The sequence below is a fragment of the Janthinobacterium kochi genome (genome assembly GCF_051380715.1).
Lineage (GTDB): Bacteria > Pseudomonadota > Gammaproteobacteria > Burkholderiales > Burkholderiaceae_D > Janthinobacterium.
This window is the reverse complement of the sequence record NZ_JBNYXO010000009.1, coordinates 194,589-218,681: the sequence shown is the minus strand read 5'-3', so window position 1 is coordinate 218,681 and position 24,093 is coordinate 194,589. Positions and strand designations below refer to the sequence as shown.

Annotated in this window: 21 protein-coding genes and 1 pseudogene; 8 read left to right on the top strand and 14 right to left on the bottom strand. The window is 62.4% G+C overall.

Translation table 11 applies throughout. The annotated features are described in order from the left end of the window. Positions 1-27: 27 nt before the first annotated feature. Positions 28-792 (bottom strand): DeoR/GlpR family DNA-binding transcription regulator, encoded by a 765-nt coding sequence (locus tag ACQ4WL_RS19845; RefSeq protein WP_436511279.1) that lies wholly within the window; start codon positions 790-792, stop codon positions 28-30. Between the two features lie 86 nt (positions 793-878). Here ACQ4WL_RS19845 and ACQ4WL_RS19840 point away from each other — a divergent pair. Beyond that, a pseudogene (locus tag ACQ4WL_RS19840) lies at positions 879-1,463 on the top strand (ADP-ribose pyrophosphatase); the annotation flags it as partial. Positions 1,464-1,882: 419 nt separating this feature from the next. Here the strand turns inward: ACQ4WL_RS19840 and ACQ4WL_RS19835 are convergent. The 7 genes from ACQ4WL_RS19835 to ACQ4WL_RS19805 form a co-directional block, all read right to left on the bottom strand. Beyond that, positions 1,883-2,854: an ABC transporter permease gene (locus ACQ4WL_RS19835; protein WP_086145100.1), complete on the bottom strand. Its 972-nt coding sequence runs from the start codon at positions 2,852-2,854 to the stop codon at positions 1,883-1,885. A gap of 4 nt (positions 2,855-2,858) precedes the next feature. Further along, positions 2,859-3,938 (bottom strand): ABC transporter permease, encoded by a 1,080-nt coding sequence (locus ACQ4WL_RS19830; protein ID WP_141171837.1) that lies wholly within the window; start codon positions 3,936-3,938, stop codon positions 2,859-2,861. Further along, on the bottom strand, positions 3,935-5,464 hold the full coding sequence (locus ACQ4WL_RS19825; RefSeq protein ID WP_436511278.1) for an ABC transporter ATP-binding protein: 1,530 nt from the start codon (positions 5,462-5,464) through the stop codon (positions 3,935-3,937). Before ACQ4WL_RS19825 ends, ACQ4WL_RS19830 begins: the two co-directional genes overlap by 4 nt. A gap of 81 nt (positions 5,465-5,545) precedes the next feature. Then, on the bottom strand, positions 5,546-6,541 hold the full coding sequence (locus tag ACQ4WL_RS19820; protein WP_426074210.1) for a BMP family lipoprotein: 996 nt from the start codon (positions 6,539-6,541) through the stop codon (positions 5,546-5,548). 396 nt (positions 6,542-6,937) lie between these two features. Then, complete coding sequence (locus ACQ4WL_RS19815) at positions 6,938-7,840, bottom strand: LysR family transcriptional regulator (RefSeq protein ID WP_436511277.1); 903 nt, start codon at positions 7,838-7,840, stop codon at positions 6,938-6,940. 87 nt (positions 7,841-7,927) lie between these two features. Further along, on the bottom strand, positions 7,928-8,857 hold the full coding sequence (locus ACQ4WL_RS19810; protein ID WP_436511276.1) for a pseudouridine-5'-phosphate glycosidase: 930 nt from the start codon (positions 8,855-8,857) through the stop codon (positions 7,928-7,930). A gap of 3 nt (positions 8,858-8,860) precedes the next feature. Continuing rightward, positions 8,861-10,018, bottom strand: coding sequence for a carbohydrate kinase (locus ACQ4WL_RS19805; protein WP_426054449.1), 1,158 nt, complete (start codon positions 10,016-10,018; stop codon positions 8,861-8,863). A 368-nt stretch (positions 10,019-10,386) separates the two neighbouring features. Between ACQ4WL_RS19805 and xapA the strand changes: the two genes are divergently transcribed. The 7 genes from xapA (at position 10,387) to ACQ4WL_RS19770 (ending at position 19,038) form a co-directional block, all read left to right on the top strand. After that, entirely contained in the window at positions 10,387-11,226 is an 840-nt protein-coding gene (xapA, locus tag ACQ4WL_RS19800) for a xanthosine phosphorylase (protein WP_436511275.1), read from the top strand. A 117-nt stretch (positions 11,227-11,343) separates the two neighbouring features. Beyond that, entirely contained in the window at positions 11,344-12,537 is a 1,194-nt protein-coding gene (locus tag ACQ4WL_RS19795; RefSeq protein ID WP_298406683.1) for a phosphopentomutase, read from the top strand. Next, entirely contained in the window at positions 12,534-13,493 is a 960-nt protein-coding gene (gene deoC, locus ACQ4WL_RS19790) for a deoxyribose-phosphate aldolase (RefSeq protein WP_298406685.1), read from the top strand. Before ACQ4WL_RS19795 ends, deoC begins: the two co-directional genes overlap by 4 nt. A 12-nt stretch (positions 13,494-13,505) precedes the next feature. Beyond that, positions 13,506-15,887, top strand: a complete 2,382-nt coding sequence (locus ACQ4WL_RS19785) for an aldehyde dehydrogenase family protein (protein ID WP_436511274.1) — start codon at positions 13,506-13,508, stop codon at positions 15,885-15,887. A 116-nt stretch (positions 15,888-16,003) separates the two neighbouring features. Beyond that, positions 16,004-17,326 carry a thymidine phosphorylase gene (gene deoA / locus ACQ4WL_RS19780; protein WP_436511273.1) on the top strand — a complete coding sequence of 441 codons (1,323 nt, stop codon included), beginning with the start codon at positions 16,004-16,006 and terminating at the stop codon, positions 17,324-17,326. An 82-nt stretch (positions 17,327-17,408) separates the two neighbouring features. Next, the gene (locus ACQ4WL_RS19775) at positions 17,409-17,816 is read left to right on the top strand and encodes a cytidine deaminase (RefSeq protein ID WP_077400044.1); all 408 of its coding nucleotides are present in this window, start codon (positions 17,409-17,411) and stop codon (positions 17,814-17,816) included. Positions 17,817-17,826: 10 nt separating this feature from the next. Further along, positions 17,827-19,038, top strand: a complete 1,212-nt coding sequence (locus ACQ4WL_RS19770; protein ID WP_436511272.1) for a nucleoside deaminase — start codon at positions 17,827-17,829, stop codon at positions 19,036-19,038. On the opposite strand, the gene ACQ4WL_RS19765 is transcribed toward ACQ4WL_RS19770, so the two are convergent. The 6 genes from ACQ4WL_RS19765 to ACQ4WL_RS19740 all read right to left on the bottom strand — a co-directional run bounded on the left by ACQ4WL_RS19765 (position 19,035) and on the right by ACQ4WL_RS19740 (position 23,964). Further along, the gene (locus tag ACQ4WL_RS19765) at positions 19,035-20,198 is read right to left on the bottom strand and encodes a dipeptidase (protein WP_436511271.1); all 1,164 of its coding nucleotides are present in this window, start codon (positions 20,196-20,198) and stop codon (positions 19,035-19,037) included. The two genes, ACQ4WL_RS19770 and ACQ4WL_RS19765, sit on opposite strands and share 4 nt — an antisense overlap. Positions 20,199-20,209: 11 nt before the next feature. Continuing rightward, positions 20,210-20,632, bottom strand: a complete 423-nt coding sequence (locus tag ACQ4WL_RS19760) for a VOC family protein (protein WP_436511270.1) — start codon at positions 20,630-20,632, stop codon at positions 20,210-20,212. Positions 20,633-20,792: 160 nt separating this feature from the next. Continuing rightward, the gene (locus ACQ4WL_RS19755; RefSeq protein WP_436511269.1) at positions 20,793-21,062 is read right to left on the bottom strand and encodes a hypothetical protein; all 270 of its coding nucleotides are present in this window, start codon (positions 21,060-21,062) and stop codon (positions 20,793-20,795) included. 137 nt (positions 21,063-21,199) lie between these two features. Continuing rightward, positions 21,200-21,715 carry a hypothetical protein gene (locus tag ACQ4WL_RS19750; protein ID WP_436511268.1) on the bottom strand — a complete coding sequence of 172 codons (516 nt, stop codon included), beginning with the start codon at positions 21,713-21,715 and terminating at the stop codon, positions 21,200-21,202. A gap of 91 nt (positions 21,716-21,806) precedes the next feature. Next, entirely contained in the window at positions 21,807-22,484 is a 678-nt protein-coding gene (locus ACQ4WL_RS19745) for a TetR/AcrR family transcriptional regulator (RefSeq protein ID WP_436511267.1), read from the bottom strand. A gap of 10 nt (positions 22,485-22,494) precedes the next feature. Then, entirely contained in the window at positions 22,495-23,964 is a 1,470-nt protein-coding gene (locus tag ACQ4WL_RS19740) for an aminotransferase-like domain-containing protein (RefSeq protein WP_436511266.1), read from the bottom strand. Positions 23,965-24,093: the final 129 nt, after the last annotated feature.

Below are 24,093 nucleotides of genomic sequence, written 5' to 3'. Positions count from 1 at the left end.
TCGAGAACGGCCTGCGGGCCGCTTTTTTCATGCCAGGGTGATGTTGATTCCCATCTCGCGGTAGGGCGCGACGAGGGCGTCGTCCACGTCGCGGTGCACGATGATGTCGTTGACCTGGCTCAAGGGAGCAATTTGGAACGGCGAGGCCGTATTGAACTTTTCCGGCGAGGCCAGCACGATGGTGCGGCTTGACGCCTCGCTCAGCGCGCGTTTCACGCACGCTTCTTCATAGTCGCCGGTGGTGATGCCCGCTTGCGGATGCAGGCTGGACACGCCCATGAAATACAGGTCGGCGCGAATGCGGCCGATGGCTTCCACTGTCGCCGCGCCGACACCCACGATCGAGTGCTTGTACAGGCGCCCGCCCAGCATCAGTACCTCGATCGATGGGTGATTCACCAGCTCGACGGCAATCGACGGACTGTGCGTGACGATGGTGGCGTGCAATTCGCGCGGCAGCTGGCGGGCCAGTTGCACTGCGGTCGTGCCGCCGTCGAGGAACACCACCTGCCCCGTTTGTATCATGGCGCCTGCCGCGCGGCCGATGGCGGGCTTGGCTTGTGGCGAAATATGTTCGCGGGCCGCAAACGGTGCCAGCGCAGGCGAACGGGACAGCAAGGGCAGGGCGCCGCCGTGCACGCGCTCCAATAATCCCTCCTTCGCCAGTTCGCGCAGGTCGCGCCGTATCGTGTCTTCCGACAAGCCCAAGGCATCGCTGACGGCCCTGGCGACGAGCTGGCCTTCGCGCTGGAGCAAGTCCAGCAGGTATTGTTTGCGTTGCTGTGTGAGCATGATTTTTCTTGTATTTTCTTGATATTGCACGAGTTTGCATGATAAAGTCGATCAAGGCAAGCACAACGCAAGCACAAGGAGACGACATGCGCGAAGACAATCTGGGATCGGAGCGGGTACGCATCCAGGGAGTGCAGACCCTGTCGCACGACTGGTATCTGCTGCAAAAGACTACGTTCGACTATCTGCGCCACGATGGCGAATGGCAAACGCAGACGCGGGAAACCTATGACCGCGGCGATGGGGCCACTATCCTGCTGTACAACAAAATCAAGCGCACGGTGATTCTGATCCGCCAGTTCCGCTTTCCCACCTACCGCGACGGCCACGATGGTTTCCTGATTGAATCAGCGGCCGGCTTGCTGGAAGAGGCCAGTGCGGAGCAGCGCATCCGCGCCGAAGTGGAGGAGGAAACGGGCTATGCGGTGGGCGCCGTGCACAAGGTCTTCGAAGCCTTCATGAGCCCCGGTTCCGTGACGGAGCGCTTGCATTTCTTTGTCGCCGAATACGACCCTGCCAGCCGCATCGGCGAAGGCGGCGGCCTGGCGCACGAGGGCGAGGATATCGAAGTGCTGGAATTGCCCCTGGCGCAAGCCATGCGGATGGTGGCCGATGGCCGCATCTGCGACGGCAAGACCATCATGCTGCTGCAGCATGCGCAATTGCACTTGATGCCGGTGAATCAGGGCATGCAGATACTGGTTGCCGGCCCCTACCGCTCGGGCACGGGTGACGATCCCGCCCTGATGGCGGAAAATGTGGCGGCCATGCAAGCCGTCTGCCTGCCCTTGTACGCAGCTGGCCACATGCCCGTGCTCGGCGAATGGCTGGCCTTGCCCATGCTGGCGCTGGCTGGTTCGCGTCAGGTGGGCGACGCCGTGTATGAGGAACTGTTCCACGCGCATGCGACGCGCCTGCTCAGCCACTGCGATGCCGTGCTGAGGATAGGCGGTGCGTCTGGCGGAGCGGACCAGATGGTGGCTGTAGCGCGCAGCCTGGGTTTGCCCGTGTATTGTTCGCTGGACGAGATTGCACAGGCATAAAAAAAGCGAAGCCCGCGGGCTTCGCTTTTGCATTCGCTCGTTGAAATTTAACGAGATTTGACGAATGGGATACCAATGGCTTTTGGGGCGATGGATTTTGCCATCAAGCCTGCCAGCACGATCACCGTGACCACGTACGGCACCATCTGGATCAAGGAGCCGGGGATGCGGCCCACGACAGGCAAGTCCACGCCTTCGATCTGGATCTGGATGGCGGCGAAGAAGCCGAACATCAGACAGCCGAGGAAGGTGTAGACGGGACGCCAGTTGCCGAACACCATGGCCGTCAGGGCCAGGTAGCCGGCGCCGGCCGACATGTCGCGCAGGAAGAAGCCGCTTTGCACGATGGCAAGATACGCGCCCGAGAACGAGCACAGGATGCCGGCCACCAGCATGGCCAGGTAGCGCGTCGCTTCCACGCTCACGCCAGCCGAGTCGGCCGCATGCGGGTTTTCGCCGCAGGCACGCAGGCGCAGGCCGAAGCGCGTGTGGTACAGCAGCCAGTGCACGAGCGGAATCAGGAGGAAGGCCACGTAGACGAGGATGGAATGGCCGCCGATCAGATGGGCATATACCCAGCCGATGAAGGGAATGTGTTCCACATACTGCGTACCTGGCAAGACCACGTCGAACAGCCGCGCTGAACCGAGGTCGGGCGTGCGGCCGCCTTGCTGGAAGAAAAACTGCGCCAGCACAAACGTCAGGCCGCTCATGGCGATGTTGATGGCCATGCCGGCCACCAGCTGATTGCCCTTTTGCGTGATGCTGACGTAAGCCTGCAGCAGGGCCAGGGCGACGCAGACCAGCATGCCGGCAGCCATGCCGTAATACGGGTTTTGCGTCGTGTAGGCCACGGCGGCGGAAGCGAAGGCGCTGGCCAGGATCTTGCCTTCCAGGCCGATGTCGATCATGCCGCTGCGTTCGGCAAACAGGCCAGCCATGGCGGCAAAGATCAGGACGGGCGCATTGCGCACGGTCGATACCAGGATGCTGGCGAAATGAAAGTCGTCGAGTGTCATGGTGTTAGCCTTTGGTGCGCTTGAGCAGGGCGGAAATGGCCGGTGCGTAGAAGTTTTCCATGGCGCCGCAGAACAGGATGATCAAGCCCTGGATGAAAATGAACGTTTCCGTCGGGATATTCGGTTTTTCCAGCGACAAATCAAAACCGCCCTGTATCAGTGCGCCGAACAGCACGGCCGACAGGAAGATGCCGACCGGATGCTGGCGGCCCATCAGGGCGATGGCGATGCCGATGAAGCCGGCGCCGCCCACAAAATTGAGCGACAGATAATGCGTCGAACCCATGATGGAATTGACGGAGCCTAGGCCCGCCAGCGCGCCGGAAATGAGCATGACGATGATGATCATCTTGCTGATCGATACGCCCGCATAGTGGGCCGCATGCTTGTTGAGACCCGTGGCGCGCAGCTTGAAGCCCCACGACGAGCGCCAGACCATCACGCCATAGATGACCAGCGCGGCGATCGCCAGAATAAAACTGATGTTCAGCGGCGTGTCGCCCAAGGATGGGAACCAGGTGGAGAGGCGCGGCATTTCGCCGCTTTCCGCAAACACGCGGCTGGCCGTGTTTTGCTCGCCCGGCGGAATCAGATATTTCACGATAATGAAGTTCATCAGGCTGGCGGCGATGAAGTTGAACATGATGGTGGTCACCACAATGTGGCTGCCGCGCTTGGCTTGCAGATAGCCGGGCAAGAAGCCCCACAGCGCGCCGAACAGGGCCGCACCGAGCATGGCCGCCGGAATCAGGAGCCAGGCGGGCAGGGTCTGGTCGAAGGCCAGCATGGCCACCGTCAAGCCCAGGCCGCCGATATACATCTGGCCTTCGGAACCGATATTGAACAGGCCGGCCTGCATCGCCACGGAGACCGACAGGCCCGTGAAAATGAAGGTGCTGGCGTAGAACAGCGTATAACTCAAGCCTTCCGGGTTGAGGATGGCGCTGTTGACGAGGATACCCAGCGATTCGGCCGGGTCTTCGCCCAGCATATAAATCACCAGGGCTGCGACCAGCAAGGCCGACAGCAGGTTTAACATGGGCATGACAAAGGCTGTCGCCCAGCGTGGCAAGTCGTTATTCATGATTTATGCATTCCCCCCATCAACAGACCGATGCGGGTGGTATCGAATTCTTCAATTTTCAGTTCGCCGGTGATGCGTCCGCCGCACATGACCAGAATGCGATCGGCCAGCGCCCGCACTTCTTCCAGTTCGACGGACACCAGCAGGATCGCCACGCCCGCGTCGCGCAGGGCCAGCAATTGCGTATGGATACTTTCGATGGTGCCGATGTCGACGCCGCGCGTGGGTTGCCCCACCAGCATCAGTTTCGGCTTGGCCAGCACTTCGCGCGCGATCACCACCTTTTGCTGGTTACCGCCTGACAATAAACCGATGCGCAGGTCCGGATTGGCCGGACGCACGTCGAAGGTCTTCAGCAGCTCCGCGCAGCGCGCGCCGATGGCCTTGAAGTTGAACAGGCCCCAGCGGTTTTTCAGGTGGTCCTGGTAACCGAGGATGGTGTTTTGCATGACGGAGAAATTTTTCACCACGCCATCGCGCAAGCGGTCTTCCGGAATATGGGCGATGCCCAGGTCGCGGAAGGCCAGCGGCAAGCCGTCGGCGTCAGTGCGCTTGGCAAACGGCAAGTCCTTGCCCAGGAAGCGCAGCTTGCCCGAAGTAGGCAAGCGCATGCCGGACAGAATTTCCAGCAGTTCGCTCTGGCCATTGCCGGAAACACCCGCAATGGCGACGATTTCGCCGGCGCGCAAGTTGAAACCGATGTCGGCCAGCAGTTTGACCTGTTGCGCGTCGGCCAGTTGCAAACCGTCCACTTCCAGCACCGTGGCGCCCGGATTGTAGGGCGCGCGCGGCAAGTGGCTCTGGATGGGGCGGCCCACCATCATATTGGCCAGTTCCTCTTTCGAGGTGGTCGCAGTGGCAACGGCGCCCACCACCGTGCCGCCGCGCATGACGGTGACGTTGTCGGTGATTTCCAGGATCTCTTGCAGCTTGTGCGTGATCAGGATGATGGTCTTGCCTTGCTCCTTGAACAGGCGCAGGATTTCAAACAGCGATGCCGTTTCCTGCGCCGTCAGCACGGCCGTCGGCTCGTCGAGGATCAGGATGTTGGCGCTGCGGTAAATCTGCTTGAGAATTTCCACGCGTTGCTGCGCACCGACGGAGAGGTCTTCGATCTTCGCCAGCGGGTCCACGTCGAGGCGGTAGCGCGCGCAAATGTCGCGCAGCTTGGCTTCCGCTTCGGCACGGTGGCTGGCCAGGCGAAACCCGCCCTCCGTGCCCAGCATGATATTGTCGAGGACGGTGAAGTTCTCGACCAGCATGAAATGCTGGTGCACCATGCCGATGCCGAGATTGATCGCTTCCTGGCTGTTGCGGATAGGCTGTACTTTTCCGTCGAGCAGGATTTCTCCGCCGTCGGCACGGTAATACCCGTACAGGATGCTCATCAAGGTCGATTTGCCGGCGCCGTTTTCCCCCACCAGGCCGTGGATACTGCCCTTGGCGATGGAGAAGCTGACGTCGGCGTTCGCCTTCACATGTCCAAACTGCTTGGAAATGCTGCGAAATTCTACTGCTGGCTGCATAGGTTCATAACTGGATAGTTTCATGGAAACGCGCCGCGCGGAGACAGGCCCCGGCGGCGCGCTAGAAGATACGGAGAAAAATTAAACCGGGCAGCTGCTGCCGACGCGGTAATCGATCACTTTGATCTTGCCATCGATAATGTCCTTACGCGCACCCAACACGCGCTTTTCGATTTCTGGCGTAATCAGCTTGCGGTTGTTGGCGTCGAGCGCCCAATCCACGCCGCCTTCTTTCAAGCCTTTATAGCTGACGCCGCCCTTCCAGGTGCCGTTCTTGACTTGCATGAAACTGTCATACACGGTGTTGTCGACGCGCTTGACCATCGAAGTCAGGATGCTGCCCGGGTACAAACCATTCTGGTTCGAATCGACACCGATCGCCAGCTTGCCTTTTTCCTTGGCCATTTGCAGCGTGCCCATGCCGCTGCCTCCAGCCACGGCGAAGACGACATCGACGCCGCGTTCGAATTGCGAGCGGGCCAGTTCGCCACCCTTGGCCGGGTCATTCCAGGCGCCGGACGTGGTGCCGACCATGTTTTGCGTGATTTCCGTCTTCGCATTGACTGCCTTGACGCCTTGCGCGTAGCCGCAGGCGAAGTTGCGGATCAGGGGAATATCGATACCGCCGATGAAGCCGACCTTCTTGCTCTTGCTAGCCATGGCTGCAGCCACGCCCACCAGGTAGGAGCCTTCTTCTTCCTTGAAGACGACGGAATTGACGTTGCTGCCGGCGGCCTGGCCGTCGATCAGCACGAATTTTACGTTCGGGAATTCTTTTGCGACCTTTTGCACGGCTTGCGTTTGCGCAAAGCCGATGGCGGCGATCATGTCGAGTTTCTTGCGGGCCAGGCCGCGCATGACTTGCTCGGCCTGCGTATCGCTTGAGGCTTGCACTTCGATGAAGGAAATGCCTGTGTCTTTTTTGAAGCGCGAGGCGCCTTCGAAAGCGGATTGGTTGAACGACTTGTCGAACTTGCCGCCCGCGTCATACACGACACCCAGTTTTGGGGTAGCCGCGGACGCTTGAGCAGTCAGAAATACGGCTGCGATCGTCAAACTAAATTGTGTAAGTTTCATGAATTGGCTCCTGGAAGATCGATATTGTATATTTTTTATAGGTGAAACATATAATTTGGGGCCGATTTAGCCTGTTTTTGATGCACGAGATAATGATTCCTTATCAACATTGCACCGTATTGAACAAGATCATTGCCGGCCTTGCGTGCTTTTATGTCGACAGTGTGATGCTCATGCAACAGTCGCACCCCGTCTCTTTTATAGTTACAACATCGAATGGGGCTGCCGGAGCGGGCTGGAATACGCCGTCAATGGACGGGCAGGGCAGGCGCAGGACCGGCGCCACGATGGGCGTCCGAATCACTATGCATCATGCCAGATATGTATGACAAATACGTTTTTGTTTAACTATTTATATGAAAGTCATATAAATTGGCCGCGTCAGACCGGGTCGCGTCAGGCTGACGGGGGATTGATGATATTCAGGAAGGCGCGCACGACGGGAGCGTCGTCGAGCGTGGTGTAGCTGATGTACAGGTTGGCCGACGGCGGATTGGTCTTGATCGGCAGGAAGACGACGCCGGGCCAGCCGATGCGGCTCGTCGTTTCCGGCACCAGGGTCACGCCCAGGCCCGCGCCCACCATGGCCAGCAGGGTTTGCGGCTCGCTCGCTTCCTGGAAAATCACGGGTTCGAAACCGGCATTGATGCAGCATTGCACCAGATAGCGGGGAAACGCGGATTTGTCGAGGTTCAGGGTGAGCATCGGCTCGTGGGCGATGTCGATCAGCTCGATGGCCGTGTTTTTGGCCAGCGGATGGTGTTCGTTGACGGCCACGCAGACGTTTTCGCGGAAGCACAGTTCCTGGCGCAGATTATCGTGGCGCAAGTCGTCGTCATTGAGTTTCGGTTCGCGCCAGAAACCCACGTCGATCTGCTTGGCGCGCAGCGCCTCGTACTGCACCGTGGGGCCGAATTCATGGATGGTCCAGCTGACGCGGGGAAATTTGCTCTGGAACTCTTCCAGCAGGCTGGGGATGGGGCCCCACATGGCCGAGCCGACGATGCCCACGCGCAAGCGGCCCACTTCGCCGCGGTCGATCTGGCGGATGGTGTCGATGGTCATGCGCATCTTGGCCAGCAGCTCGGCCGCTTCATTCATCAGTGCCTTGCCCGCCACGGTCAGTTCGAACGTGCGCGTGGTGCGCGCAAACAGGCGCACGCCCAGTTCGCTTTCCAGTTTCATGATCTGCTGGCTCAACGGCGGCTGCGAGATATGCAGGCGCTCGGCGGCGCGGCTGAAGCTTTTCTCCTCGGCGACGGCAAGAAAATACTTTAACTGTTTCAGATCGATGGACATGCTTTCCTTGGCGTTGCGTGGTGCCTGGCGATGGAACGGCGCGCAGACCTTGATGCAGGCATGCGCGCTTTCTTTACAGCGGTCCTATTATCGTGCCACCACTGCCTGCATGGCAATGGCCAGCGCGGTGCCCACCTGGGCATTGTGCTTGACCAGCGCGATATTCGTCGCCAGGCTGCGGCCATCCGTCAATTGCTTGATGCGCGACAACAGGAACGGCGTGACTTGCTTGCCCTTCACGCCGCCCGCGTCCGCTTCCTGCAGCGCCTGCGTGGTGATGGCATCGATTTCTTCCTTGGGCATCGCTTGCGCGGCCGGCACGGGGTTGCTGACGATCACGCCGCCTTTCAAGCCCAGCTGCCATTTCGTATCGATGAAAGCAGCCTGCTCGGCGGCCGTGTCGAGGCGGAAATCGGCCTTGAAGCCGCTTTCGCGCGTGAAGAAGGCAGGAAAACCTTCCTGGCCTACGCTGATGACGGGCACGCCGTGGGTTTCCAGGTATTCCAGGGTCAGGCCGATATCGAGGATGGATTTGACGCCCGCGCAGACGACGGCCACCGACGTGTGCGCCAGCTCCTGCAAGTCGGCGGAAATGTCGAAGCTGGTTTCCGCGCCGCGGTGCACGCCGCCGATGCCGCCCGTGACGAACACGGAAATACCGGCCAGTTCCGCGCAGATCATGGTGGCGGCCACGGTGGTGGCGCCCAGTTTACCCTGCGACAGCACGAACGGCAGGTCGCGGCGGCTGACCTTCATGGCGTCGGGCGAGGTGCCCAGCAATTCCAGCTGCTCGGGCGACAGGCCCACGCAGATCTTGCCGCCGATGATGGCGATGGTGGCCGGCACGGCGCCGCCGTCACGGATGATCTGTTCCACTTCGCGCGCCATTTCCACGTTTTGCGGATACGGCATGCCATGCGAAATGATGGTCGATTCCAGCGCCACGATGGCCTTGCCGGCGGCGCGCGCGGCGAGCACTTCTTGCGAGAACAAGAGGAAATTCTGTAATTGGGTCATGTGTCAATCCTGTTGAAAGAGGGTAGGGGGAGGCGGCGCCAGGTCGGCATCGTCGATGTCGTCGAGCGCGCCGGCGGAAATCTGGGGGGAGACGGTGGCGGCCGATTCCAGGGTCATGGCGGCCAGCTTCAGGCCGCGCCGGCACGCCAGTTTCAAGTCGCTGCTGTCGTGGTAGAGCGACCAGCAGACGGCGGCGGAAAACGCGTCACCGGCGCCCGTCACGTCGACGGCGTCCACTTCGCGCGCGGCCAGGTGCACGACAGGCGCGTCCGGGCCGTCGCCATCGGTGAAGTACACGCCTTCGCCGCCGCAGGTGACGATCACCTGGCGCGCGCCTTGGCGCTGCACTTCGCGGCAGGCGGCGCGCACCTCGAATGCCGTGGGCAAGGCGCGCGCCACGCGCGTTTCCAGTTCGCCCCGGTTCAGGATCAGCAGATGCAAGCCCGTCAGGTCTTGCGGCAAATGCGCCATCTTCGGCTGCGAGACGGCGACGATGACCAGCGGCGTCGCGTGGGCGGCGTCCTGGCGTGCATCGGCCAGCAGTGCCTGCACGCTGTCGTGGCCCAGGTTCAGGTCGCAGACGGTGAGGGCGGCGGCGGCGCGCTGCGGCTGGCGGCTGTGCAAGAAGGCCGGGGTCAGCTGTTCGTAGAGTTGCATGTTGGCCATCGCCAGCAGCATTTCGCCATGCTCATCGAGCACGGCCGTATAGGTGCCGCTGCTGGTGTTGCTCAGATGCAAGCTGCCTCGCATGTCGATGCCCGCGTCTTCCGCGTGCGTCTGCAGGGCGTGGCCGGCCGCGTCGTCGCCCAGCGCCGTCAGCAGGGCCACGGGGATGGCCAGGCGGGCGAGGTTTTCCGCGATGTTGCGGCCCACGCCGCCAAACACCTCTTCCGAGCGCACGGGATTCGAGGTGCCCATCTGCAGGGTGGCCAGGGTGCGCATCTTGCGGTCGAGGTTGGCGGCGCCGATGCACAGCACGGGGCGGCTGTCGGGCAGCACATAGGCGCGTCCCAGCAGACGCCGCTCGCGGATCAGGCCGGCGATGTGGCCGGCCACGGCCGAGCGCGACAAGCCCAGCTCGCTCGCCAGGTCTTGCTGCGAGATGAAGGGATTGTTGCGGATCAGTGCGTACAGCTGGTCTTTTTTAGTGGTATCGGTCACAAGGGTTTCGCTGAAGGATTAAACATTTGTCTGAAACTGTAAACATTTGTCTGTTTGGTGTCAAGCTTGTGCCAAGTGGGTATAAAAAACCTTCGTATGGAGCTTGTATGCATGGATTTCCCGGGCCTGGCAGGCCTGGGCTAGCCTCGACTATAATATCGGCCATTTATATTTGAATTGTATAAATGGGCAAGAAAAATGGTATTTGCCATACATATTTCGTTTGATGCATAGTGGCGGCAAATAGTGGCAATACGCATTTCGATATACCTGTAACACCATACTTACCCGATACCTGGGCCGCAGCATTTTGCCTTGTACTGCCGCGCAGGCAGCAACCATCATCATTAGTCAATCAGAGGATAACCATGTCGAACAACACCCCTTTCCACGCCGCCGAAATCATCCGTGCCCGCGCTCCTGAAAATTTCAAGCCGCGCGTGGCGATGATCCTCGGCTCCGGCCTGGGCGTGTTGGCCGAGCAGATGACGGACGCCGTCAGCATCAGCTTTGACGAATTGCCAGGTTTCCCGATCAGCACCGTGCACGGCCATGCCGGCGAACTGGTAATCGGCACCCTGTCGGGCGTCGCCGTCGTCTGCATGAAGGGCCGTGGCCACTTCTATGAAGGCTATGGCATGGGCGTGATGACGAGCGCCATCCGCACCCTGAAGCTGCTGGGCTGCGAAATGCTGTTCGTCACCAACGCCGCCGGTTCCCTGCGCCCTGAAGTGGACGCCGGCAGCCTGGTGGCCATCAGCGACCATATCAACCTGCTGCCAGGCACGCCGATGGTCGGCCCGAACGACGACCGCTTCGGCCCGCGCTTCTTCAGCATGGCCAACGCCTACGATGCCGATCTGCGCCAGCAAGTCAAGGACACGGCGGCCGCCAGCGGCATCACCCTGCACGAAGGCGTGTTCGTCGCCTACCCGGGCCCGAACTTCGAAACGGCCGCCGAAATCCGCATGATGGCCCGCCTGGGCGCCGACACGGTCGGCATGTCCGTGGTGCCGGAAGTGGTCTCGGCCCGTCATTGCGACCTGAAAGTGGTGGGCGTATCCGTCATCACCAACCTGGCCGAAGGCATGTCGCCATTCGCCCTGTCGCACGAACAAACCCTGAAATACGCGGCCATCGGCGCGAAAGACCTGGTCAAGCTGATCCTCGCTTTCCTCGCCAAGGTTGCTGAAAAGCCGCAAGCCTGAGTACTTTTTACGCAGTAGCGGCGTGCCGGCCACCGGCGCTGCCGCGCGGCAGGCCGGGAAAATCCGGCCTACACTGTCCGCATCATCTTTGCATCACTCCATAAAGCGAGCCTTATCATGTCACGCGCATTTATCCTCCTGCTTGATTCCTTCGGCCTTGGCGCGACGCCAGACGCCGCCAAGTATGGCGACGCAGGTGCCAATACCTTTGGCCACATTGCCAGCACTGTCGCCAAAAGCGGCAAGACCTTGAAACTCCCGAACATGGAACGCCTGGGCCTGGGCGCCGCGGCGCACCTGGCCAGCGGCGAATGGGCCGCTGGCTTCGACCAGCGCGACGGTTTTACCGGCGCCTACGGCGCGGCGCGCGAGCGCTCCACCGGCAAGGACACGCAGAGCGGCCACTGGGAAATCGCCGGCGTGCCCGTCGAATTCGACTGGGGATATTTTCCCCGCACCACGCCATCGTTCCCGGCCGACCTGACCGACAAACTCAAAGCCCTGTCCGGCGTGCCCGGCTTCCTCGGCGACTGCCATGCCTCGGGCACGGACATCATCAACAAGCATGGTGACGAGCACGTCGCCACCGGCAAGCTGATTATCTATACCTCGGGCGACTCGGTGATGCAGATCGCCGCGCACGAAGAATCGTTCGGCCTTGAACGCCTGTATGCAGTGTGCGAAATGGCCTTCAAGCTGGTCGAACCGTACAACATCGGCCGCGTCATCGCCCGCCCGTTCACGGGCAGCAATGGCAACTACACGCGCACGTCCAATCGCCACGACTATGCGGTGGCGCCGCCAAGCAAGACCCTGCTCGACCACGTCAAGGATGCGGGCGGCGAAGTCGTCGGCCTGGGCAAGATCAGCGACATTTTCGCCACCCAGGGCATCTCGCGCGTCGTGAAGGGCGTCGACAACATGGCGCTGTTCGAAGCGCTGTTGAAGACGGCCGATGAAGTGCAGGACAAGTCGCTCACGTTCGTGAACTTCGTCGATTTCGACCAGGCCTTCGGCCACCGCCGCAACGTCGAAGGCTATGCTGACGCGCTGCGCGAAATGGATGGTCGCCTGCCGGAATTCATGGCCAAGCTCAAGGAAGGCGACCTGGTCGTGATCACCGCCGACCATGGCTGCGACCCCACCTGGCACGGCTCCGACCACACCCGCGAACACATTCCGATGATCTTCTTCGGCCCCGGCGTCGCCCCGCGCGCACTGGGTATTTCCGAGACCTTCTCCGATATTGGCCAAACCCTCGCCAAGCACCTTGGCGTACCACCACTTGCTAATGGAACCAGCTTGTTATGACACTCATGCACCCCGAATTCAAGCGTAACGAGGCCGTTGGCCTCGACCTGGGCTGGATCAACCAGATCCGCGTCAACCGCGCCGCGACGGACCGCCGCGCGGCCAGCCTGGCGAACCGCCGTACGGTGAAAAAGGAATACCAGGCTGCCTGGCTGGTCAAAGCCATCCAGATGATCGACCTGACCACCCTGGGCGGCGACGATACGCCGGGCCGCGTGGAACGCCTGTGCATGAAGGCCATGCGCCCGCTGCGCGCCGACCTGATGGACGCGCTGGGCCTGACGCAACTGAGCACCGGCGCCGTGTGCGTGTACCACGAGATGATTGCCCCGGCCGTGAAGGTCATCCAGGGGCGCTTGCCCATCGCCGCCGTGTCGACGGGTTTCCCGGCCGGTTTGACGAGCATGGAAACGAAGCTGCGCGAGATCGAACTGTCGGTCGCCGCCGGCGCTTCCGAGATCGATATCGTCATCACGCGCCAGCACGTCCTGAACGGCAACTGGCAAGTGCTGTACGACGAAATGCTGGCTTACCGCAAGGCTTGCGGTGACGCGCACGTGAAGGCGATTCTCGCCACGGGCGACTTGCTGACCATGGAAAACGTGGCCAAGGCGTCGTGGGTCTGCATGATGGCCGGTGCCGATTTCATCAAGACCTCCACCGGTAAAGAGGGCGTCAACGCCACCATCCCCGTGGCCCTGACGATGGTGCGCACGATCCGCGAATACCACGAGCAGACGGGTTTCCAGGTGGGCTTCAAGCCGGCCGGCGGCGTCAGCTCGGCCAAGAGCGCGCTGCAATACCTGACCCTGATGAAGGAAGAACTGGGCAACGAATGGCTGCAGCCGCACCTGTTCCGCATCGGCGCTTCCAGCCTGCTGACCGACATCGAGCGCCAGCTCGAGCACTACGTCACCGGCAGCTACTCGGCCAATCATCGTCACGCACAACCTTAAAGAACAATCGTCATGCCAACAATTAACGAGATTCTCACTACTATGGACTACGGCCCTGCTCCCGAAAGTCAAAAAGAAGCGCAGGCGTGGCTCGATGGCCACCAGCGCACATTCGGTCTGTTCATCGACAATGCCTGGAGCGAGCCGGCCGAGCTGTTCGCCTCGACCAATCCCGCCGATGGAAGCCAGCTGGCCGAACTGACGCAAGCCACCGACGCCGATGTGGAACGCGCCGTGGCAGCAGCGCGCCGCGCGCTGCCCGTATGGCAGGGCATGGGTGGCCACGGCCGCGCGAAAGTCATGTACGCGCTGGCCCGTCTGCTGCAAAAGCATGCGCGCCTGTTCGCCGTGCTCGAAACCCTGGACAACGGCAAGACCATCCGCGAAACGCGCGACATCGACCTGCCGCTGGCCGCGCGCCATTTCTATCATCACGCCGGCTGGGCGCAGCTGCAGTCGGAAGAATTTGCCGACTACCGCGCCGTGGGCGTGGTGGGGCAGATCGTGCCGTGGAATTTCCCCCTGCTGATGCTGTCGTGGAAAATCGCCCCGGCCCTGGCGGCCGGTAACACGGTGGTCTTCAAGCCGGCCGAATTCACGTCGCTCACCGCCATGCTGTTCGCCGAATTGTGCGTGCAGGCGGGCGTGCCGGCCGGCGTGGTCAATATCGTCACCGGCGACGGCCGCGTGGGTTCGGCCATCGTCAACCATCCTGGCGTCGACAAGATCGCGTTTACGGGTTCCACCGAAGTGGGCCGTTTGATCCGCGAGGCGACAGCTGGCAGCGGTAAGAAGCTGTCCCTCGAATTGGGCGGCAAGTCGCCATTCATCGTCTTTGAAGATGCGGACCTGGACGGCGCCGTGGAAGGCCTGGTCGATTCGATCTGGTTCAACCAGGGACAAGTGTGCTGCGCCGGTTCGCGCCTGTTGGTGCAGGAATCGATACAGGAGCGTTTCCTGAACAAGGTGCGCGCGCGCATGGAAAACCTGCGTCTCGGTTCGCCTCTCGATAAATCGATGGACGTGGGCGCGCTGGTCGACCCCGTGCAGCGTCAGCGCATCGCCGCGCTGGTCGATACCGCCCGTGCCGAAGGCTGCGACGTGTGGCAACCGGCGTGCGAATTGCCCGTTGACGGCTCGTGGTTCCCACCCACCCTGATCACGGGCGCGTCGACCTCTGCCGCCGTGGCGCAGGCTGAAATCTTCGGCCCCGTGCTCGTCGCCATGAGCTTCCGCACGCCGCCCGAAGCGGTGCAACTGGCGAACAACACGGTGTACGGCCTGGCCGCCAGCGTGTGGACCGAGTCGATCAGTCTCGCGTTGGACATCGCTCCCGCCATCAAGGCTGGCGTGGTGTGGATCAACAGCGCGAATCAGTTCGATGCGGCCTGCGGCTTCGGCGGCTACCGCGAATCGGGCTTCGGCCGTGAAGGCGGCCGCGAAGGCATGCTGGAATACATGACGGCCCTGGCCGAAGATGCGCGCCCGGCCTTGCCGGTGGTGGAAGCGAAGGCCAAGGCCAATGTGAAGCCGGCGGCAGCCGATCCGTTTGCCATCGATCGCACGGCCAAGATGTACATCGGCGGCAAGCAGGCACGCCCTGACAGCGCCTACAGCGCACCTGTGTTCGGCGCGAATGGCGCCCTGCTGGCCGAAGTGGGCGTGGGCAGCCGCAAGGATATCCGCAATGCCGTCGAAGCGGCGCATAAGGCGTCTGGCTGGACCAGCGCCACGGCGCACAACCGCGCGCAAGTGCTGTACTACATCGCTGAAAATCTGGCAGCACGCGCCGACGAATTCGCCGCCCGCATCGCCGCCATGACGGGCAGTAAAAATCCTGAGAAGGAAGTGCAGGCATCGATCGAACGCCTGTTCTACTACGCCGCCTGGGCCGACAAGTACGATGGCCTGGCGCACCAGCCGCCTACCAAGGGCATCACCGTGGCGCTGAACGAAGCGGTCGGCGTAATCGGCATCGTTTGCCCGAATGAAGCGCCTTTGCTCGGCTTCATTTCGCTGGTGGCGCCGGCCATCGCGCTGGGCAACCGCGTGGTGGTGGTGCCGTCGGAAGCGCATCCGCTCTCCGCGCTGGACCTGTACCAGGTGTTCGATACGTCCGACTTGCCGGGCGGCGTCGTCAACATCATCAGCGGCAACGCCGATGAACTGGCGCGCACCCTGGCCACGCACGCCGATATCGACGCCGTCTGGCGCCATGACGGCTCGCTTGACGGTTGCGCGGAAGTCGAGCGCCTGTCGGCCGGCACCCTGAAGCGCACCTGGGTCGGCGGCGGCAAAGGCCGCGATTGGTACAGCGCCGCGCAAAGCGGCGGCCGTGCCGTGCTGGCGCATGCGTCGCAAGTGAAAAACGTGTGGATACCTTACGGTGTTTAACTGACTGATAATTGGAATTGTAAAGCTGGGGTCAGACCCGTCGGGGGGATACGCCAATGGGCGTATCCCGATCCCGCAGGGACTGACCCCAAACCTATTTTTATTGGAGTTATTCCATGTTGTTAACCCAGGAAATCATTCGCAAGAAGCGCGACAAGGGCGTGCTGAGCGCCGAGGAAATCCAGTTTTTCGTGCGCGGTATCACTGACGGCAGCGTCAGCGAAGGCCAGATCGCGGCGCTGGGCATGGCCGTCTATTTCAACGACATGAACATGGACGAGCGCGTGGCGTTCACGCTGGCCATGCGCGATTCCGGCCAGGTGCTGGACTGGCGTTCGCTGAACCTGCCTGGCCCCGTCGTCGACAAGCATTCGACGGGCGGCGTGGGCGATGTGGTTTCCCTGCTGCTGGGCCCCATGGTCGCCGCATGCGGCGGCTACGTGCCGATGATCTCGGGCCGTGGCCTGGGCCACACGGGCGGCACCCTGGACAAGTTCGACGCCATTCCCGGCTATTGCACGGTGCCGGACAATGAACTGTTCCGCAAGGTGGTCAAGGAAGTTGGCGTGGCCATCATCGGCCAGACGGCCCAGCTGGCGCCGGCCGACAAGCGTTTTTACAGCATCCGCGACGTCACCGCCACGGTGGAATCGGTGGCCATGATTACCGGCTCCATCCTGTCGAAGAAATTGTCGGCCGGGCTGGATGCGCTGGTGATGGACGTCAAAGTGGGCACGGGCGCCTTCATGCCGACCTACGACAAATCGGTGGAACTGGCCGAGAGCATCGTCGCCGTCGGCAATGGCGCGGGCATGCAGACGTCGGCGATTTTGACGGACATGAATGAATCGCTGGCGCCATACGCGGGCAATGCGCTGGAAGTGCGGGGCGCCATGGATTACCTGACGGGCCGTTCGCGTCCCGCGCGCCTGCACGAAGTCACTTTGTCGCTGTGCGCCGAGATGCTGGTGCTGGGCGGCCTGGCCGCCACCGAAGAGGAAGCGCGCGTGAAATTGATGGCGGCCCTCGATTCGGGCGCAGCGGCCGAGCGCTTCTCGCGCATGGTGTCCGCCCTGGGCGGCCCGTCTGATCTGGTCGAACATCCGGACAAGCACCTGGACAAAGCGCCGTTCGTCGTGCCGGCACCGGCGCTCACCGCCGGCTTTGCCAACGTACGCGATTGCCGCGCCATCGGCCTGGCCGTCGTCGCTCTCGGTGGTGGCCGCCGCCGTCCGACCGACAGCATCGATTTCGCTGTCGGCCTGACGGACCTGGTGGGCCTGGGCGAGCAAGTATCCGTCGGCCAGCCGCTGGCCATGGTGCATGCGCGCACGGCAGCGGCGGCGCAGCAAGCCGTCAGGGAAATACAGGACGCGTATGCCATCAGCGCGGTGGCGCTGGCGGCCAAGCCGGTGATTTACCGTACGATTCGACCATAACTTAACCCTAGAAGCAAAATCTGGGGTCAGACCCTGAGGGTCTGACCCCGGCCTTTCGCGGGTTTTACAGATAGATAAGCAAATGAACAACCAAGAACTGATCGCCGAAGCCAATGCCGGCCGTGAACTGGCCTACGCGCCGTATTCGCGTTTCAAGGTGGGCGCAGCGCTCCTGTGCAAGGATGGCCGGGTCTTCCGTGGCTGTAACGTGGAAAACGCCGCGTATGGTCTGTGCAACTGCGCCGAACGCACAGCGTTTTTCAGCGCCATTGCGCATGGCTGTAAACCAGGCGATTTCGCCAGGCTGGCCGTCACGGGCGACACGGCAGAACCCATCTCGCCATGCGGCGCCTGCCGCCAGGTGATCTTCGAGATGGGCGGCGCCGACCTGCCGGTGATCCTGACGAACCTGAAAAACGACGTCATGGAGGTGACGGCGGGCTGGCTGCTGCCGCACGGCTTCGGCAATTCCGACCTGGACATGCAGTAACAGGATACGCTTGAACAAGACGATCGACATCCAGGCCGCCGTGGCGATTGCCGCGGCCGAAGCCATGGCAGCCAAGACGCAGGGCACCTTCGGCGTGGGCGGGGTGCTGCTCGACGGCGCCGGCAATGTGCTGCAATCGATGCATAACAACGTCGTGCGCCAGGGTCTGGTGTTCGATCCCACCGCGCATGGCGAGCGCCAGCTGGTGGACTGGTATTTCGCCGAGCGGGCCAAGGGCACGCCCTTGCCGCCGCCCGGTGAACTGACCATCGTCACTTCGCTCGACCCGTGCTGCATGTGCACGGGGGCGATTCTGGCGGCCGGCTTCAACGTGGTGGTGGCCGCGCCCGACGTCAAGGCGGGTATCAATTACGATGGCGGCGCCACGTTTGCGGCCTTGCCGGCGCCGCTGCAGGCGCAGGCCGGCCGCAGCTTTTGCTATCCGGCCGTGCGTGGCGCCACCGAGTATGCGCGCCTGCCTTCCGGCGCCGCGCCCAAATCTTTTTTCATCGGCAAGAGCATCCACGAGGCGACGCAGGCACTGTGCTCGCTCGTGTTCGAAGCGACATCGGCGCAGGTAATGCAGTTGCTGAACGCCGGCGACGACGTGCACCGGCGCGATCCCGCCACCTTGCCGTCCGAGCATGCCGTGGTGCGCGCTCTGCGCCGCCGCTATCCCGACGCCCTGACCTACCGCTGCGAGCCGCATGCGCCCGACGCGGGCCTGGCGCCATTCCTGCAGGCTGCCATGGAGCAGGATATGCGCGATGGCGGTCGGGGCGACGCAGCCGCCTTGCTCGATTCCTTTGGCAACTTGCTGCTGTGCATGCCGGGAAAACTGGCGCAGTCGGCCATCCGCACGCCGTTCATGGAATGCACACGCCAGTACGCGCAATTGCGCTTTGAATTGATGGCGAATGCCGAGCCGGCGCTGCAGGAAGAAATCAAAAGCTATCTGAGCCACCCCAAGCACGGCACTTTCGTGCTGGCCATCGGCCCGGACGACAGCGCCGCCAGTTTCATGACTCTGGGTGCCTACGGCTCCACCATGGAAGGGGCGCTGCCGGAGAATAATCCGGCGCAATTCCAGTACGTGCACGCGGCCATGGCGCAAGATGCGCTGCTGTCGTTGTGCGACGCCATGCCGCCGCTGTACCGCAAGCTGATACGCATCCGGCCGCGCCAGGTGGCGGACCAGGGCCTGATCGTTGCCCTGTCCTAGGCGTCGTCGTCGGGCAGGTTCTTGAGTAAAAAGTCGCGCACGTTTTCGCCCGCCACGCGGCGGATCTGCGCCTCCGACAAGCCCGCATCGAGCAGCGCCTGCGTCAGGCGCGGCAGGCCGTTTGCATCGATGGCGGTGGTAACAGCGCCGTCGAAGTCCGAACCATAGGCCACATGTTCCGCGCCGATCAGCTTGACCGTGTAGCGAATGGCGCGCGCGATCGACGCCACGTCCTTGCCGCAGACGGCCGTATTCCAGAAGCCGATGCCCACCAGGCCACCCTGGGCGGCGATGCGTTTCAACTGGCCGTCGCTGAGGTTGCGCCCGTTGGCGCAGGTGCCGCGCACACCCGTGTGCGACACCATCACGGGGCGTTTCGCCAAAGTTAACACGTCGTCGATGGTGGCCGGCGAGGCGTGTGCCAGGTCGACGATCATCTTGCGCTGCTCCATGGCGCGCAACCATTTCCGGCCCAGCGGCGTCAGGCCGCCTTTTTTCAGGCCATGCTGCGAGCCGGATAGCTCCGTGTCGAAGAAATGCGTGGGTGCGGCCATGCGGAAGCCCGCCCGATACAAGGTATCGAGGTTGTCCAGCTTGCCTTCGAGCGCATGTGCGCCTTCCAGTGTCAGCCAGCCGGCCAGCAGGCCGGGATCGTTCTCGCGCGCGGCGATGAAGCTGCGCAGCTGGGCGCGGCTGCCGATCACGCGGACCTTGCCATGGCTCTTGGCCGCTTGCTGGCGCAGTTCGTCGGCCTGGTAGGTGGCGCGCGCCAGCAGGCTGTTCCAGGTGGCGGGAGGCAAACCTTGTGCCACCACCAGTGCCGTGATGTTGTCCGTGTCGCTGCCATTGCGCTCGATATTCATCTTGCGCGGCGTCTTGGTGACGACGGAAAAGGCTTGCAGCGCCACGTTGGCCCGCTGCAGGCGGGGAAAATCGACATGCCCGCGCTGGCTGTCGCGGTTCAGATTGCGTTGCCACAGCAGGCTGTCGGCGTGCAGGTCGGCGATCCACAGGCTCTGGTGCAGGGCAACAGTGGCTGTCGACGGCGCCTTGCCGGAGGGGGGATGAATGCGGTTGAGATGTTCGTCGACGAGGACGGGAGCGGACAGGAAGCCGCCGATCAGCGCAAGGCCGGCGGCGGTGAGGGTACTGATAATCATTGTTCTCCGTTTTACCATGGATCGTAGGTGCCCAGGCTCCAGATATGGCCTTCCGGGTCGCGGCACGTAAAACCCCGTCCGCCGTAATCTTCATCCTTGATGTCGAGCACGATCTCGGCGCCGGCTTCGCGCGCGCTGCGGTAGACGGCGTCGGCATCGTTGACGACCAGGTAGCAGTTTTGCGTGTTGGCGCCGCCGACGTCGCCAGGCAGCTTCATCAGGCGGCCATAGTCGCTGTCGAGGGCCGGTGCCACCATGACCATGCCATTGCCAAAGCTCAGTTGCGCATGGGCGACGCCACCATTGCCGTCAGGCACGATTAATTGTTTTTCAAAACCGAGCGCGGAGCATAGCCATTCGATGGCGGCGGGTGCATCGCGGTAGCGCAGGCAGGGAATGGTCGTGTTTGTTGTAGCTTTTGCTGTCGTGGTCATCAGAAAACTCCTATGGCTGAGGGGGAGTAGCTTTGATCGTCTATCCAGCGTAGCGTTCCGTATCAAACCCATCCATCGGGATGGGTTTGATGCCCGTCAATGCTGCGCGCACTCATAGTGCCATAGAATAATCATTGCACTCTTGCCACGACGCAAATTTTTATTGCGTTGATTGCGGAGAATTTGCCGCCTTCGTGTCCTTGCCCGTGTCGTCGCTGTTGCTTGCCCATCTCAGCAGCATGACGAGGACAAACAGCATGATGGCCAGTGGCAAGATGGTGATCACGAACGCCAGTCCCAGGCAGCACCCCAGCAACATGGGCCAGGACATGGCGCGCAGGGCGGCCATGCCCTGGCGCGCGTAAGCGCACAGCTCGCTCCAGAAAGCGCTGAAGGAAGTGCTGCCCGGTGCCGAATTGATGTCTTTCATGCCGTTCTCCTGTGGTTGCCGCTGCCGTATGCAGGCTGGCGATGAATCCACTATAGGCAAAACCTTGCTGCCGAACATCGCGTATGCGACGAATGGCAGGAATGGCGGAGCGAACGGCGACAGGCTAGGACAAGCGGTTATTCAAACACCTTGAGTTTCAGCTGGAAACTGAGGGCGCCATACAGGCGGTCCTTGTAGGAAGGCACGATGGCGATATTCACGCCTACGCGCTGGTATTCATAGCTGATGGTGGGGACCAGGGCCGGGAACCAGCCGCCATCGCGCATCTTTGGATAGCCGCTGAAGCCGCCAACGACGGCGCCGATGCGCAGCGGGCCCACCTTGATGGGCTGGTAGTACACGCCCAGGTAGTTCGAGTAGGCGCGGTCGCTATTGTAGAAGCGCCCGGCCGTGGCCGAGGCGACCGTGGAAAAACGGTATTCGGCGCCCAGGCCCGGATTGCTGTCGTTCAGGTTCTTGTCGCGCTGAAAGTGATACGAATAAAAGCCCGCGTTGAGCCAGGTTTCGCTCAGCGGCTGATTCTCTATCATGCCCACTGTCTGCGCCTGCGCCGTGGAAGCCACTGCCAGCAGCGCCGCGCAGGCAGCTTTGCTCAGCAATGACGCGGTGCGCGCCGATGACCATTGTTTCATGCCTGTTCCTTATCCTGTCGCTATGGCGCCGCGATTGCAAACGCTCCAGCGCGCCATGCTATCACTGCTGGATTGTTCATTGGAAATTTCATCACGTGCCGGGCGCTGCCGCAGGCAGGGCGATGGCCGCTTGCACCATGTGCGTGAGCAGGACTTCAGCGTCCTCGTAATCCTTGCGCGTGAGCTGCTTGCGTTCCAGCACCAGGGCCATCTGCGCTGAAAAATCCGCATACGATTGCGTCATGGCCCAGATGGCGAACATCAGGTGCGTGGCGTTGACGGGCGCGATCCGGCCGGTGGCGATCCAGGCTTCGAAGACGGCGATATCCTTGCGCAGCAGGGGCACGACCCTGTCGCGTATCTGCGCGCCGTACAGGGGAGCGCCATTGATTACTTCCAGCGCATACACGCGCGAGGCCCATGGCTGCTCGCGCGAAAAACGCAGCTTGGCGCCGATATACGCGCGCAGCACGTCGCGCGGCTCGTCGTGTTCATTGGCCAGCGACGCCATGCGCGCCAGCCAGTCGTCGAGCACATCGTCGAGCACGCGCTGGTACAGCAGCTGCTTGGACGGGAAGTAATACATCAGGTTTTGCTTCGACAGGCCGGCCCGCTCGGCGATGGTGGCGATCGAGGCGCCCTCGTAGCCGCTTTCCGCGAACGCGCGCACTGCCTGCTCCAGGATGTCCGCTTCGAGGCGGTCGCGGTTTTGCAGGCGCCGGCCGCCGGCATTTTTCAAGGGAAGGGCAGGGGATTTTTCGCTGGCCATGGCGGATTCTTTAGCGTGGGCGTATCGATTGCAGGAAGGCTTGCAGCACGGGGTTGTCGGTGTAGGCTACGTTGAAGCGGAACCATACCGTCTCGGGCGCGCGCAGCATGAAAAATTCGTTCGGCGACAGCAGGATGCCGGCCTTCAAGGCCATGTCGGCGATGATCTTGCCACTCCATTCCGGCGTCTGCAGGTCGGGCCAGCCGGCGCTGACGAACATGCCGCCACGCGGTCGCGCCACCGGCGCCATGCCCGTTTGCGCCAGGCAATCGATGCTGCGCTCGCGGGCCGCCTCGAGCTGCGCCACCAGGCGCTCGACCATGCGCTTGTAGGGCCGCGCGGAGATGGCGTGGTAGACGGCGCGCTCGTTGATTTCCGACGTCGTCAGTCCCGCCAGCATTTTCACGCGCACCAGTTCGGCCACCAGCGGCGGTGAGGCGCAAATCGACCCCACGCGCAGCACGGGCGACAGGGTCTTGGAAAAACTGCCCACGCGGATCACGCGGCGCAAGCCGTCCATCGCCGCCAGCGAGGCGTCGCCGCGCGCCGCCAGTTCGCGGTAGATATCGTCTTCCACCAGCCAGAAATCGAATTGCTCGGCCAGCGCCAGCAGGCGGTGCGTCTGCGCCTGGCTGAGCGAGGTACCCAGTGGATTTTGCAGCACCGTGTTGACAAACATCAGCTTGGGCTGCGTGCGCGCGGCTTCAACGGCCAGCGCATCGAGATCGAGGCCTGCCTCGCCACGCGCAATGCCCACGGGGATGCAGCCGTGGTGGCGTATCAGCGACTGCAGATTGCTGTAGCCGGGGTCCTCCACCAGCACCGTGTCGCCCGGCTTGGTCAGGCTGCGCAGGATCAAGTCAAAAGCGTGCGTGGCGCCATGCGTCAGCAAGACCTGGTCCGGCTCCACCTGGAACAGCTCTTCCGACAGGCTGGCGGCCAGGTGCTGGCGCAGCGAAGCAAAGCCCAGCGGATGGCCATAGCCGCGCAGGCGGCTGGCGGGAATGCGCATGGCCTGGCGCACGGCATCGAGCACGGTCGCTTCGCCATACATCTCGGGCGGCAGCCAGCCCGCGCCCACGGGCAGGGCATCGGATACGCCCGAATACAGGTCCGGCGTGAGGGCGTCGATGGCGGTGGGGCTCGCAAGGGTGTTGGCAATCAGGGCTGCCTGCGGCGAGGCGGCGATATCGTGGCGCGCGACGAAATAGCCGGAGCCGCGCCGCGACGACAGCAGGCCCAGATTGACCAGGCGGTCATACGATTCGACGACGGTGAACGTCGACACGCCATTGCAGCGGGCGAACTGGCGCACGGACGGCATGCGCGTGCCGATGCGCAGGGCGCGGCTGCCCACCATGACGCTGATGGCGATGACGATCTGCTCGACAAGGCCGCCCTTTTTTTGGCGGTCGATGTCCAGCACGGGCCAGCCACTGCCTTGCTCGGGGGCATCGTCTGTGCTGTCGCTGTGCTTCACGGTGGCTCCTTTGCTGCTCAAGTAACCCCCAATAAATTCTTGTGCTTTCTGACTTCCATAACCTGCGCTCTGCAGCGTTGCCTGCTGCTAGCAGTGCTCGCACTGCGTCGCAACAGGCGCCTTGCATAG